Raw genomic sequence first — 13,130 nt, 5'->3', positions numbered from 1 at the left:
GACCGAGGCGTCTCAGTCCTTGTCGAGGGTGAGGTCGGGCGCTTCGGGATTCTTCATGCCGACGACGTGGTAGCCGGCATCCACGTGGAGGATCTCGCCGGTCATGCCGGCCGCCATGTCGGAGACGAGGTAGGACGCGGTCTCGCCGACCTCGCCGATCGTCACGGTCCGGCGCAGGGGCGCGTTGTACTCGTTCCACTTCAGGATGTAGCGGAAATCGCCGATGCCCGAGGCGGCGAGGGTCTTGATCGGACCGGCCGAGATCGCGTTGACCCGGATGTTCTTCGGGCCGAGATCCGCCGCGAGGTAGCGCACCGACGCCTCGAGCGCCGCCTTCGCGACGCCCATGACGTTGTAGTGCGGCATCCACTTCTCGGCGCCGTAATAGGTCAGCGTCACCAGCGAGCCGCCCGGGCGCATGATCTTCTCGGCGCGCTGGGCCACGGCCGTGAACGAGTAGCACGACACCAGGAGCGACTTGGTGAAGTTGTCCTCGGAGGTCTCGATGTAGCGGCCGGTCAGCTCGTCCTTGTCGGAGAAGGCGACGCAGTGGACGACGAAGTCGATGCCGTCCGGGAAGACCTTCGCGGCCTCCGCGAAGACCGCGTCGATCGTGGCCGACTCGGTGACGTCGCAGTGCCCGATCACGTGGGCGTCGAGTTCCTTGGCGAGGGGCTCGACGCGCTTGCGCAGGGCGTCGCCCTGGTAGGTGAAGGCCAGTTCGGCCCCGTGGGCGCGGGCGCTGCGGGCGATGCCCCAGGCGATCGAGCGGTTGTTGGCGACCCCGAGGACGATGCCCCGCTTGCCCGCCAGAAGGCCCTGCCCGTGTTCCGCCATGATCGATCCCGAAGCCGCGCGACCCCTCTCGGGGCCGGGGGGCCTCCTTAGCGGAGGCGGCCCGGCGACGGAAGTCCGGGACGCCGCCGAGCGCCGACAGGGCGGCGCCGCTGGCTCACGCGGGAGCGCTCAGGCCGCATTGGCGGCACGCCGGCCGCGGGCGAATTCCGTCAGGGCCGCGTCCTCGCCCTCCGGCAGGACGATCGCTGTCGTGGCGAACAGGTCGCCGCGGGTACCGTCCTTCTTCGGCAGGCCCTTGCCGCGCAGGCGGAAGGTCCGGCCGGAACTCGTCATCGCCGGGATCTTCATCTCGACGGCGCCGGTGAGCGTCGGCACGCGGATCGTACCGCCGAGCACGGCATCCTCGAGCGGGACGTCGACGCTGGTGCGCAGGTCGGCGCCCTCGACGGTGAACCGCGGATGCGGCCGGATCCGGATGGTCAGCAGGGCGTCGCCCGGCTCGGCCCGGAGGCCGCCGCTCTGGCCGAGGCCGCGCAGCCGGATGGTCTGGCCGTCGACCACGCCGCGGGGGATCACCACGTCGACCTCACGGCCCGTGGGCAGGGCGAGGCGCAGCTTCTCCTCGCTGGCGACCTGCTCCAGCGTCACCAGCAGCTCCGCGGCGACGTCCTCGCCCTTGGCTGCCTGGCGCTGGCCGCCCGGACCGGCGCCGCCGGCGCGGAAGGCCTCACCGAAGATGTGCGAGAAGATGTCCTCGCCCATCCCGCCGCCCATGCCGCCGCCGCGCTGGGCGCGCGCCATGTTCTCGAAGTCGAAATTGCCGCCGCGCCCGCCGCCGAAGCCGCCGAACCCCTCGAAGCCGGTCGCGCGCGGCTTGCCCTCGGCGTCGATCTCGCCGCGGTCGAACTGCTTGCGCTTCTCGGCGTCGCCCAGGATCTCGTAGGCCGAGTTCGCCTCGGCAAACCGGTCCTTGGCCTTCGCGTCGTTCTTGTTGCGGTCGGGGTGGAAGTCCTTGGCGAGCTTGCGATAGGCCTTCTTGATCTCGGCCTCGCTCGCCCCCTTGGCCACGCCCAGCACGTCGTAGGGATTGCGCATGGATCTCTTGGCTGTGCGGTTGGCTGTGCGAAGTGGGTTCGCAACCGGGATGTGGGATGGATGTTGCATCCCTGCAACGGTTCTGGCGGCGAAAGTCTGCGGGTTCGGGCCGAACGTCAAGCGGCCGGCCTCGCCGCGGCTCCGTGCCGGCCCTATCGTCGGACGCGGCGCGGGACGGCGCCTTCGGTGGGACGACCCAGAGGCCGCTCCCGCCCATTTCATCCGGGGCCGGAGAGCCGATGCACTACGCCTGCGACCACCTCCACCTGCGCAGCCGCGACGCCGTCGCGGCCGCCTCCTTCTACGTCGAGACCTTCGGGGCCCGGGAGGTGAAGCGCGTCGGCGCGGACCCGGTGCAGCGGGTCGTGCTCGACCTCGGCGGCCTCGCGGTCTTCATCGAGCAGGCACCGCCGGAGGTGGCGCCCGCCACCCCCACGCCCTGCCTCGGGATCGAGCATGTCGGCCTGCGCGTCGCCGACATCGAGGCCGCGATGGCGGATCTCGAGGCCCGCGGCGTCCCGGTGCGGACCGGCATCACGGAGCGCGGACCCGGCCTGCGGATCGCCTTCGTGGAGGGGCCCGACGGGGCGCTGATCGAGATCCTGGAGCGGAAACCCGCCTGATGGCGCCCCGACCCGGCCGCCGCGCCCTGGCCGCGGCGCTGATCCTGCTGCTGGCTGCGTCCGGCGGGGCGGCGGCGCGCCCCTTCACGGACGCGGCCGGCCGCACGGTCGAACTCCCCGAACGGGTCGGGCGGGTGCTCGCCGCCGGACCGCCGGCCGCGGTGCTGCTCTACACCCTGGCGCCGGACCTGATGGCCGGCTGGGTGAGCGCCCCGCATCCCGAGGCGCTGCCCCTCCTCGAGCCTCGGACCCGAGCCCTCCCCGCCTACGGTCGCCTGACCGGGCGCGGCGGCACGGCGAACGTCGAGGCGGTGCTCGCCGCCAAGCCGGACCTGATCGTGGATTCGGGCAGCCTCGGGCCGACCTACGCGTCGCTCGCCGATCGGGTCCAGGCGCAGACCGGGATCCCCTACATCCTGCTCGACGGCAGCTTCGCGAAGACTCCGGAAGCCTATCGGCAGCTCGGCGCGGCCCTGGGCCGTCAGTCCGCCGCGGACGCCCTGGCGGCGGAGGCCCAGAGTCTCGCCGACACCGTGGGCCGCGCCGTCGCGACGGTCCCGGAGGACAAGCGGCCCCGGGTCTACTACGCGCGCGGGCCGCGCGGGCTGGAGACGGGGTTCACCGGATCGATCAACACCGAGCTGGTCGAGGCCGCCGGCGGCCGCAACGTCGCGCAGGATGGCGGCGGCCGCCTCGGCAACGTCTCGCCCGAGCAGGTTCTCGCCTGGAACCCGGACGCGATCGTCACCCTCGACCCGGCCTTCGCGGCCGGGCTGAGCGCCGACCCGCTGTGGCGGAACGTCCGGGCCGTCCAGAGCGGGCGGGTCTACGTGGCGCCGCTCCAGCCATTTCCTTGGTTCGATGCGCCGCCGGGGGTCAACCGGCTGATCGGCCTGCGCTGGCTGGCGGCCCGACTTCATCCGGACCTGTTCCCGCAACCGATGCCCGACGTGGTGCGCGCCTTCTATAGCCGCTTCTACCATGTCGACCTCGATGCCGGTCAGGCCGCCGCCCTCCTCGGCGGAACGGCGACGGGCGCGCCCCCGGGCCCGGCCCGGTGAGCCGCGCCCCGGCGGCCGCCGAGACGATCCGGGCGCGCACCCGCCTCCGCCTGTCCGCGGCGCTGCTGTCCGGGCTCGGCCTGCTGGCGCTGACCGCCCTCGCGCTGGCAGTCGGCAAGTACCCGGTCGCGCCTGCGGACCTCGCGTCGATCCTCGGGCACCGCCTGCTCGGGCTGCCCGTCCGGGCCCCGGCGACGGCGGAGACGGTCGTGATGCAGGTGCGCCTGCCCCGGGTGATCGCCGCGCTGGTTGTCGGCGCGGCCCTTTCGGCGGCGGGGGCGACCTACCAGGGCCTGTTCCGCAACCCGCTGGTCTCGCCCGACATCCTCGGCGTCTCGGCCGGCGCCGGTCTCGGCGCCGTACTCGGGATCTATCTCGGCCTGCCGGTGGCGCCGATCCAGGTCCTGGCCTTCCTGGGCGGCCTCGGCGCCGTCGCGGCGGTCTACGGCGTCGGTCTCGCCGTGCGGCGGCACGATCCGGTCCTGACGCTGGTCCTCGCGGGGGTCGCGGTGGGGGCGGTGCTCGGGGCGGGCATCTCACTCCTCAAGGTGCTGGCCGATCCCTACAACCAGCTGCCGGCGATCACCTTCTGGCTCCTCGGCAGCCTGTCCTCGGTCACCCTCGGCGACGTCGCCGCCACCCTGCCGATGATGCTGCTCGGCCTCGTGCCCCTGGTGCTGCTGCGCTGGCGCATGAACCTGATGAGTCTCGGCGACGCGGAGGCTCGGGCCCTCGGCGTGGAGACGCGGGTGTTGCGTCCCGTCCTGATCGCCAGCGCGACCCTGATCACGGCGGCGGCCGTCGCGATGACCGGGGTGATCGGCTGGATCGGGCTGATCGTGCCGCACATCGCCCGGCTGCTGGTCGGGCCGGATTACCGCCGCCTGCTGCCGGCCTCGCTGTTACTCGGGGCGGGCTACCTCGTGCTGGTCGACCTGATCGCGCGGAACCTCGGCACCGTCGAGGTGCCCCTCGGCATCCTGACGGCCCTGGTCGGGGCTCCGTTCTTCCTCTGGCTGCTGGCGTCCGGGCGCCGGGGCTTCAGCTGATGCTGCTCCAGGTGCGGGACCTCGCCTTCGGGCACGGCAGCCGGACTGCCGGCCGTACGGTCGGCCAAGATGTGTCGTTCGACCTCGCCGCGGGCGAGGTGCTGTGCCTCGTCGGGCCCAACGGTGGCGGCAAGACCACCCTGTTCCAGACGCTGCTCGGCCTGCTGCCGGCCCGCGCCGGGCGGGTGATCCTCGACGGCGCGGACCTGTCGCGGCTGTCGCGGAAAGCCGTCGCCCGCACGATCGCCGCCGTGCCCCAGGCGCACGCGGCCTTCTTCCCGTTCACGGTGCGCGAGGTCGTCGTGATGGGCCGGGCGAGCCGGCTCGGCCCGTTCGCCGCCCCCGGCCGGTCCGACGTCGCGGCCGCCGAACGGGCGCTGACCGCCCTGGGGATCGGGCATCTCGCCGATCAGGTCTACACCGAGATCAGCGGCGGCGAGCGCCAACTCGCGCTGATCGCGCGGGCGCTCAGCGGCGAGCCGCGGCTCCTCATCATGGACGAGCCCACCGCCAGCCTCGATTTCGGCAACCAGGCCCGCGTTCTCGGGCAGATCCGTCGCCTCGCGCAGGCCGGCATCGCCGTGCTGTTCTCGACGCACGATCCCGGCCACGCCCTGCTCTGCGCGGACCGCCTCATCGCCCTGCACGCGGGCCGCATCGTCGCCGACGGGCCTTCCGCCGCGACGGTCACGCCGGACCTGCTGCGCCTGATCTACGGGATCGACGTGGTGGTGGCGCCGGTGCCGGGTCTCGCGGCGCCGGTCTGCGTGCCGGTCGTCGACTGACCGCGCCCCGGTCCCTCACCCGGCCCGCGAGAGCGTCTCGACCGGCTCGGTCTGGCGGTTCTCGTCGGCTCCGTAGACGGCGCCGAGCACCGCCTCGCACTGCAGGCGCACGCGGGCGTGGCACTCGCAGGCGGCGTTGGAGACCGCCCGGCGGTCGAGGATCGTGATGCGCCCGCGGCCGACCCGGATGAGCCCCTGCTCCTGCAGCACCCGCAGGATCCGGGTGAGGTAGGTGCGCTGCACCCCCAGCATGGAGGCCAGCAATTCGTGGGTGATCGGGAGGGTGTCGCCGCCGGTCCGGTCCTGCAGCGACAGCAGCCAGCGCAGGCAGCGCTGCTCGATCGGGTGCAGGGCGTTGCAGGCCGCGATCTGGAACAGCTGGGCCAGGAAGCAGTCGGCGTATCGGGCGAAGAGGTCGCGGAGCGTCGCGGATCCGAGCTCGGCCTGCCGGAGCCGCTCCGCGTCGAGGCGCAGCGCAGCCCCGCCGACCTGCACGAGCCCGCTGACCGCGGGCGGCAGCCGCCCCTGCCCGATGATCCCGCCGATCGCGCCCTCGTGCCCGACACTCGCGATCTCGGCCGTCCTCCGGTCCCGCGTGGCGACGATCAGCGCCACGACAGTCAGGTCGCCGGGGAAGATCACGTGGCTCGCCGCGGCGCCCGCCGTCAGCGCCGTGTCCCCCTTGGCGAAGGTCACCGGCTCCAGGTGGGGCGCGATCAGGGCGCGGTCCGAACCCGGCAGCGCGTCGAGGAGCAGGTTGCCGGTGGAGGCGGCAGAGTCGATCGGCATGGGGACGGGGAGGTGCGGGAGGAGAGTCTCCCGTCAGGATCCTCTCGGGCTCGCCCGCCGATGCGCGGGCCCGCCAGCCATACCCCGCGCTCTACGTCCTTGAACTAACCTAGGTTTCGCCGGAGGCGTTCATCTACTTGTCCGTGCATAGACCCTGCTCGGAGAGCCGCTTGTGCTCGCGCGGGTCGCAGTCGGTCGTCAGGAACGAGGCCCAATCGGACGGGGTGCCGTAGAAGGCGTTCCGGTCGACGTCGCCGCGCACGCCCGGTACCCGGCCCGTGGAGGTGAACTGCCACAGCATCCACTTGCGGTTGACGAAGCGCTGCTCCGGTTCGGCCGCGGTGGAGCGCAGCCAGTGCGGGTAGTCGGGGAGCTCGCCCTCCAGGACGTCCTTGTGGAAGGTGATGTCGGTGTAGATGATCGGGCGCTTGCCGGTGTAGCGCTCCATCTCCTCCAGCATCTCGGTGACCATCGCCAGGGCCTGCGCCTTGGGCAGCTTCTTCGGGCAGGTCTGCGAGTGGCCGTTCCACTCGACGTCGAGGACCGGCGGCAGGGCGGTGGGGTCGTTCGGGACGTTCTTCTTGAACCAGTCCATCTGCTCCCGGGCGGAGCGGCACCAGAACACGAAGTGGTAGGCCCCGCGCGGCACGCCGGCCCGGGCCGCGCCGTCCCAGTTGGTCCGGAAGCGTTCGTCGACGTGGTCGCCGCCCTCGGTGGCCTTGATGAAGGCGAACTGGGTCCCGGCGGCGCGGACCGAGGCCCAGTCGACGTTGCCCTGCCACTTCGAGATGTCGATGCCCTGGATCGGGTGAAGCTTGGCCTTGGCCACGCCCGGATGGGGCTTGGCGTCGCCCTTCGTCGGGTAGAAGTCGTTGTTCGACGCGCAGGCCGCGAGGCCGGCCAGTATCACGGCGGCGGCGAACCGCCCGGCGAGGCGCCGGGCCGGCTTCAGGCGTCCGGTCAGGCCCCGAGCGAGATCTTCGATCGGTGACCGCGAAGGCGTGTAGATCCGCGACATCAGTGTTTAGCCCGCCACCGAAGATGCGCCACAGACAGGCGTATTCGATGGCCCTGGCGCGGTTAACGGAGCTTTGCGATCATTGCGGCGGAATTCCGGGACGCGTTGCATCCCCGCGACATACGGCGCCCATCCCCGGCTGGTTCACAGGGCCGCGTAGGGCTAAGTCGCGGTCCCGCAACGCGAGTCCGGACGGGGCACCGTGAGTAAGCAACTCTTTACCATAGGCTACGAAGGCCTCGACTCGGAGCGCCTCGTCGGCGTCCTGCGCTCGGCCGGGGTCGCGGTGCTGGCGGATGTCCGGGCGGTGGCGAACTCGCGCAAGCGCGGCTTCTCGAAGGGGGCGCTCGGCACGTCCCTGCGCGAGGCCGGGCTCGGCTACGCGCATCTGCGCAGCCTCGGCACTCCGAAATCCGGCCGGCAGGCGGCGCGGGCCGGGGACGCGGCGCTGATGCGCCGGATCTACTGCGAGGAGGTGCTGGATACCGCCGCCGGGATCGCGGCGCTCGACGAGCTCGCCGCGCTCGCCGAGGCGTCGCCGATCTGCCTGCTCTGCTTCGAGCGCGATCCGGCCGGCTGCCACCGGCGCGTGCTCGCCGAACGCCTCGCGCCGCGGGGCTTCGTGGTCAGCGATCTCTACGGCTGAGCCGGTCTCAGCGCCCGGGCAGGGGCTGCTGCGCGCGCATGCCCAGCGCGCCCGCGAGGCGCCGGACCGGGCCGAGGGCGGCCGTCAGTGCCGGCGGCGCGGCCCTGCGCGGGGCGCGCGGCCGGCGCCGGTCGGCGTCCGGGACCGGCTCGACCGGCAGATACAGCGTGTCGAAGAAGGACATCTCTAGGAGCACGGCGCCGCCGTCGTCGGTGATCACCATCGCGGCCTCCATGAGGCGCGGGTCGCCGCCGTGCTGACGCATCAGCCCCTGCACGATCGTGCGCGCGGTCGACCGGGCGGCCTCGACATCCTCGACCCACTGGGCCGCCGAGGCCGGGAGCGAGGCGTTGCCGAGGCGGATGGTGAAGTGGGCGCGGACCATGGAGCGCTCCTGGGAGGGGACCGGCGGGACACCGCCCGCAACGGGTGTCAGGCGGCCTGGGCGTCGTCGACCGCATCGGCGACGCTCGCGCCGTCGGCCTCGGATCTCTCGACCGCGGATTTCGGATCGAAGGCGTCCGCCAGCAGGCCGAGGCGCCGCGCCATGTCGCGCACCTCGTTGAGGGCGATCGACTTCTGACCTTCCTTCACCGCCCGCGTGATGTCGCTGACCTGGGTGGTGGCGATCCGCTTCAGTTCGTCGGCGAGCTGCTGGCTGGTCATCATCGCATCCGGACTCGGCTTGTCGGGCTGAGCCGGGACCGTGGGGCGGCGGGGCTTACCAAGGCGTTTCGCCGAGGGCCGAGGCCTGTGGACAAGCTTGGGGATTCGCGGCCGGCGCATCCCTGCCGGCCGATTTTCGCGCGGGCTCAATCCTGCAGGTGCCGCGCCGCGATGATCGAGGCCGCCGTGCGGTTCTCCACGCCGAGCTTCGCGTAGATGCCCTCGAGGTGCTTCGTCACGGTCCGGTGGCTGAGCCCGAGGATCTCGCCGATGTCGCGGCTCGACTTGCCCCGGGACAGCCAGAGGAGAACCTCCGCCTCGCGCGCGGTGACCGGCAGGCGCGCCCGCAGCCGCTCGACCCCCGCCGACAGCGCGTCGCGCGACAGGCGGAGCAGGATCTCGTCCGGGGTGCGGCCGATGAAGCTCAGGGCGTAGGCGACGCCGTCGGGATCGGTCAGCGCGAGGGGCTGGGCGGCGCCGGCGAGGCACCCGCGCAGCCACTCGCGGGCTCTGGCGGGCAGCGCGCCGGCGCCGGAGGGTTGCGCACCGAGCCCGGCGAGCAGGCGCCCGGCCTGCGGCGTCGTCCACAGGACGGTGCCGTCCTCGGCGACCGCGAACAGCGTCCGGCCGGCGGTGTCGAGGGCGGCTCGGGCGCTCTGCGCGGCGCGGGCGCTCGCGAGGTGCACGCGGATCCGGGCCAGGATCTCGTCGGGGGCGATCGGCTTGGTGACGTAGTCGATCCCGCCGGCGGAGAGTCCCTTCACGATGTGCTCGGTCTCGCTCAGCCCGGTCATGAAGATCACCGGCACGCCGGCGAGTTGCGGCTTGGCCTTGAGCCGCCGGCAGGTCTCGAACCCGTCGAGGCCGGGCATCACCGCGTCGAGGAGGATCACGTCGGGCGTGATCTCGTCCACCAGGGTCAGGGCGAGGTCGCCGCCGACCGCGACCAGCACGGTCGCGCCGGACCGCTCGATCGCCTCGGTGAGGAAGCTCAGCGTGTCGGGTGAATCGTCGATCACCAAGACGATGTCCCGGTGCGGCTGAACCGTCGGCGCCTCAGTCATGGCGGGCGAGTTCCTGCAGGACGGCGAGGTAGCGGCGCAGGTCGTACCCCTCGACCAGCCCGCGCATCCGGGCGACGAAGGCGGGCGGCACGGTCGCGTCCGCCTCCATCTGGGTCAGCTTGGCCTCGATGGCGCGGATATGCCCGATCCGGCCGAGGCGCAGGAGCTCGCCGACATGCTCGGGCCCCGGCCCCGGGATGTCCGCTGTGGCCGCGGCCGCCTCGGACCGCGCCGGCGCGGCGCTCTCGGTCCATTCGAGGTGCAGGAGCTTGCCGATCCGCTCCATCACGTCGCGCAGGTCGAAGGGCTTGGCGAAGATCGCGTCGTGGGGGGCGTCGTCGCCGCGGGTCGGGCTGATCTCGTGGACGTTGGCGGACATCATGGCGATCGGGCCGGTATGCCCGGCCTGCCGCAGGGCCGCCGCCGCCGCCCAGCCGCTCATCCCGGGCATCGCGATGTCGAGGAGGACGAGGTCGACGCCGCCTTGCGCGACCGTCGCGAGGCACTCGGGTCCGGAGCCGGCCTCCCGCACGGAGATGCCCTGCGGCTCCAGGATCGCCCGCATCAAGGCGCGATGGGCGCTGTCGTCGTCGGCCACTAGGACGGTGCGGCGCGCGCCCGCATAGGCCCGCTCCGGGGCCGGCACCGGCGCGGGCGCGACGATCGGCGCGGGCTGGGCCACGGAGGCCAGCATCAGGCGCAGCCGCGCCTGCGTGCCGCCGCCCGGAGCGGCCGTCACGGTGATCTCGCCGCCCAGTAGCTGCGCCAGCAGGTTGGCGATGGTGAGCCCGAGCCCCGTCCCCGGCGTGCTCCGGGCGGCCGGGGTCGAGCCGCGCTCGAAGGGCTCGAAGACCCGCGCGAGGTCAGCCTCCGGGATGCCCGGGCCGGTGTCGCGGATCGTGAACACCGCGATCTGGCTCCGGTAGCTCAGGTCCAGCGAGACGGTGCCGGCTTCCGTGAACTTGAGGGCGTTCGACAGCAGGTTGAGCAGCACCTGCCGCAGGCGCTTCTCGTCGGTGGCGACCACCGCCGGCAGGATCTCGGGCCGCGCGAAACGGAACTCGAGCCCGGCCTCCCGCGCCTGGAGACGGACCATGTCGACCAGCTGGTCGAGGAAGTCGGTCAGCCGAACCTCGTCGCGGTGGATCTGGAGGCGCCCGGCCTCCATGCGCGAGATGTCGAGGAGGCCGTCGATCAGGCCCGAGAGGTGCTGGGCGCTGCGCCGGATCACCCGCAGGCCGTTGACGCGGTGCGCCGGGATCGCGGGGTCGGATTCGAGCAGCTGGGCGTAGCCGAGCACGGTCGAGAGCGGCGTGCGCAGCTCGTGGCTGATCCCGACCACGTAGCGGCTCTTGGCCTGGTTTGCGGCCTCGGCCCGCTCCTTGGCCTCCTGGAGCTTGGCGTCGGTGACCTTATGGGCGGCGATCTCGGCCTGGTAGAGCGCGGTCTGGCGCATCGTCTCGGCCTGGGCGACGCGCCGGCTCTCCTGGGCGAGCACGAACAGCCACGCCACGACGCCGAGGATCACCACCAGCGTGAAGAACACGCTGGTCAGCGCCGCGCGCAGGAACGCGCGATTCTCCGGGTGGGCGATGGTCGCGCCGGCGTGCACGATGCCGAGGATCAGGCCGATCACCGCGCACAGCGTCAGCATCACCGCGATGTAGCGGCCGAGCGGCGCGCCGATCCAGGCGGCGGTGCGGCCCGGCAGGATCCGCGCGACGGCGGCCTGCGCCTGCACCTCCAGGCGGCCGTGGGGCTTGCACAGGTCGCCGCAGCGGGCGTCGAGCGAGCAGCAGAGCGAGCAGATCGGCGCGTCGTAGGCCGGGCAATGGGCCATGTCCTCGCCCTCGAAGGGCAGCTCGCAGACCCGGCAGACCACCTCGGCCGCGCCCCAATCCCGCTTCGGGATCCGCGCCAGGTACCAGCGCCCCGCCGTCGCCCAGGCGATCGCCGGCGCGGCGCAGAACGCGATCGCCAGGGTCAGCAGCGGCGCGAAGGGCTGCAGGGTCGCGCCGAGCCAGCCGACATAGGCCGCGCCCCCGGCCGCGAGGGCCAGCGCCATGGCGCCGGTCCCTACCGGATTTACCGCGTAGAGATGGGCGCGCTTGAACTCGATGCCCGGCGGCGAGAGGCCGAGCGGCTTGTTGACCGCGAGGTCGGCGGCGAGCGCCCCGACCCAGGCCGAGACCACGGAGGCGTAGAGCGGCAGCGTGCTCTCGATGGTCTTGTCGATGCCGAGCTCCATCAGGAGCACCGCGATGGCGACGTTGAACACGAGCCAGACCACCCGCCCCGGATGGCTGTGGGTCAGGCGCGAGAAGAAGTTCGACCACGCGATCGAGCCGGCATAGGCGTTGGTCAGGTTGATCTTGAGCTGCGACACGACGACGAACAGCCCGGTCAGCAGCAGCGCCGCCCGGCTCCCCTCCCCTGTCAGGTAGCCGAAGGCCACCGCGTACATGCGGGTGGGCTCGGCGGCGTGCTCGGCCGGAACGCCGTGGCCCAGCGCCAGGACTGCCAGCGCAGCGCCGAGCAGGATCTTCAGCATCCCGGGCAGGATCCAGCCGGCGCCCCCCGACAGGACAGCGAGCCACCAGCGGCGGTCGCGCGGGCCCTCGGGCTCCGGCACAAAGCGCAGGAAGTCGACCTGCTCACCGACCTGGGCGAGCAGCGCCAGCAGGACGCCGGTGGCGAGACCGAACCGGGCGAGATCGAAGCCGGTCCCACCGCCGTCGAGGCCGGGGAACCCGGCGAGCGCCCGCAGCGGCCCCGCGCCCTGCGCCGCCACGAAGATCAGCGGCAGCAGGCTCAAGGCGATCCAGATCGGCTGCGTCCAGATCTGGAACCGGCTGATCAGCCGGATCCCGTAGACGACGAGGGGTATCACCGCCCCGGCGCAGAGCAGGTAGCCGATGCCGAGCGGCATCCCGAAGCAGAGCTGCAGCGCCAGCGCCATGATCGCCGCCTCGATGGCGAAGAACAGGAACGTGAAGCTCGCGTAGATCAGCGACGTGACGGTCGAACCGAGATAGCCGAAGCCGGCGCCCCGGGTCAGGAGGTCCATATCGACCCCGTGCCGGGCGGCGTAGACGGTGATCGGCGCCGCCGTGGCGAAGATGATCAGGCCGACGACCAGCACGGCCGCCACCGTGTTGGGAAAGCCCGCCGTCAGCGCCAGCGTCCCGCCGATGGCCTCCAGCGCCAGGAACGAGATCGAGCCGAGGGCGGTCTGCGCCACTTCGAGGCTCGACCAGCGTCGCGCCTTCTTGGCGGTGAAGCGGAGGGCGTAATCCTCCAGCGTCTCGTCGGCGACGAAGCGGTTGTAGTCCCGGCGGATGGGGATGATGCGCTGCGGACCGCTCATCGGGCGACGGCCGGGGCGATCCGGCCGCCGCGCCCGGGCTGCAACTTCGGCAGCGACACACGCGGCGGCACACACAGGCCATAACGCGACGCGCGCGCGCGCGAAAAAACGGACACCGGAGCGGTGCCCCCACTATTCGCGCTCTCAACCACCCCGACCTCAAAGTATT

At 72.5% G+C, this 13,130-nt stretch carries 13 protein-coding genes; 5 read left to right on the top strand and 8 right to left on the bottom strand.

Translation table 11 applies throughout. The annotated features are described in order from the left end of the window. Positions 1-12 precede the first annotated feature (12 nt). A complete protein-coding gene (gene fabI / locus LOK46_RS28960) occupies positions 13-837 on the bottom strand; it encodes an enoyl-ACP reductase FabI (RefSeq protein WP_012322413.1) in 825 nt (274 codons plus the stop codon). Between the two features lie 129 nt (positions 838-966). Next, positions 967-1,893 carry a J domain-containing protein gene (locus LOK46_RS28955; RefSeq protein WP_273561735.1) on the bottom strand — a complete coding sequence of 309 codons (927 nt, stop codon included), beginning with the start codon at positions 1,891-1,893 and terminating at the stop codon, positions 967-969. A gap of 239 nt (positions 1,894-2,132) precedes the next feature. Here LOK46_RS28955 and LOK46_RS28950 point away from each other — a divergent pair, with 239 nt between their 5' ends. Genes LOK46_RS28950 through LOK46_RS28935 form a run of 4 tightly spaced genes read left to right on the top strand, consistent with a single transcriptional unit; the run spans position 2,133 to position 5,411 of the window. Continuing rightward, a complete protein-coding gene (locus LOK46_RS28950; RefSeq protein ID WP_273561734.1) occupies positions 2,133-2,516 on the top strand; it encodes a VOC family protein in 384 nt (127 codons plus the stop codon). Further along, positions 2,516-3,577 carry an iron ABC transporter substrate-binding protein gene (locus tag LOK46_RS28945; protein ID WP_273561733.1) on the top strand — a complete coding sequence of 354 codons (1,062 nt, stop codon included), beginning with the start codon at positions 2,516-2,518 and terminating at the stop codon, positions 3,575-3,577. The genes LOK46_RS28950 and LOK46_RS28945 overlap by 1 nt, the downstream gene beginning before the upstream one ends. Further along, positions 3,574-4,626 (top strand): FecCD family ABC transporter permease, encoded by a 1,053-nt coding sequence (locus LOK46_RS28940; RefSeq protein WP_273561732.1) that lies wholly within the window; start codon positions 3,574-3,576, stop codon positions 4,624-4,626. Before LOK46_RS28945 ends, LOK46_RS28940 begins: the two co-directional genes overlap by 4 nt. After that, positions 4,626-5,411 (top strand): ABC transporter ATP-binding protein, encoded by a 786-nt coding sequence (locus LOK46_RS28935; protein ID WP_273561731.1) that lies wholly within the window; start codon positions 4,626-4,628, stop codon positions 5,409-5,411. The genes LOK46_RS28940 and LOK46_RS28935 overlap by 1 nt, the downstream gene beginning before the upstream one ends. Before the next feature lie 15 nt (positions 5,412-5,426). Here the strand turns inward: LOK46_RS28935 and LOK46_RS28930 are convergent, their stop codons facing one another. Then, complete coding sequence (locus LOK46_RS28930; RefSeq protein ID WP_273561730.1) at positions 5,427-6,200, bottom strand: Crp/Fnr family transcriptional regulator; 774 nt, start codon at positions 6,198-6,200, stop codon at positions 5,427-5,429. Between the two features lie 133 nt (positions 6,201-6,333). After that, positions 6,334-7,218, bottom strand: a complete 885-nt coding sequence (locus LOK46_RS28925) for a glycoside hydrolase family 25 protein (protein ID WP_273561729.1) — start codon at positions 7,216-7,218, stop codon at positions 6,334-6,336. A 202-nt stretch (positions 7,219-7,420) separates the two neighbouring features. Between LOK46_RS28925 and LOK46_RS28920 the strand changes: the two genes are divergently transcribed. Next, complete coding sequence (locus LOK46_RS28920) at positions 7,421-7,864, top strand: DUF488 domain-containing protein (protein ID WP_020092959.1); 444 nt, start codon at positions 7,421-7,423, stop codon at positions 7,862-7,864. Between the two features lie 7 nt (positions 7,865-7,871). Here LOK46_RS28920 and LOK46_RS28915 read toward each other — a convergent pair whose 3' ends face one another. The 4 genes from LOK46_RS28915 to LOK46_RS28900 form a co-directional block, all read right to left on the bottom strand. Beyond that, a complete protein-coding gene (locus LOK46_RS28915; protein WP_273561728.1) occupies positions 7,872-8,249 on the bottom strand; it encodes a DUF6894 family protein in 378 nt (125 codons plus the stop codon). A 47-nt stretch (positions 8,250-8,296) separates the two neighbouring features. Then, complete coding sequence (locus LOK46_RS28910) at positions 8,297-8,530, bottom strand: hypothetical protein (RefSeq protein ID WP_273561727.1); 234 nt, start codon at positions 8,528-8,530, stop codon at positions 8,297-8,299. A 146-nt stretch (positions 8,531-8,676) separates the two neighbouring features. Next, on the bottom strand, positions 8,677-9,594 hold the full coding sequence (locus LOK46_RS28905) for a response regulator transcription factor (RefSeq protein ID WP_273561726.1): 918 nt from the start codon (positions 9,592-9,594) through the stop codon (positions 8,677-8,679). Continuing rightward, positions 9,587-12,961, bottom strand: coding sequence for an ATP-binding protein (locus tag LOK46_RS28900; RefSeq protein WP_273561725.1), 3,375 nt, complete (start codon positions 12,959-12,961; stop codon positions 9,587-9,589). Before LOK46_RS28900 ends, LOK46_RS28905 begins: the two co-directional genes overlap by 8 nt. Positions 12,962-13,130 lie beyond the last annotated feature (169 nt).

Source organism: Methylobacterium sp. NMS14P, assembly GCF_028583545.1.
GTDB lineage: Bacteria > Pseudomonadota > Alphaproteobacteria > Rhizobiales > Beijerinckiaceae > Methylobacterium.
The sequence above is the reverse complement of the archived record's forward strand: the minus strand, read 5'-3'. Positions and strand labels throughout refer to the sequence as shown.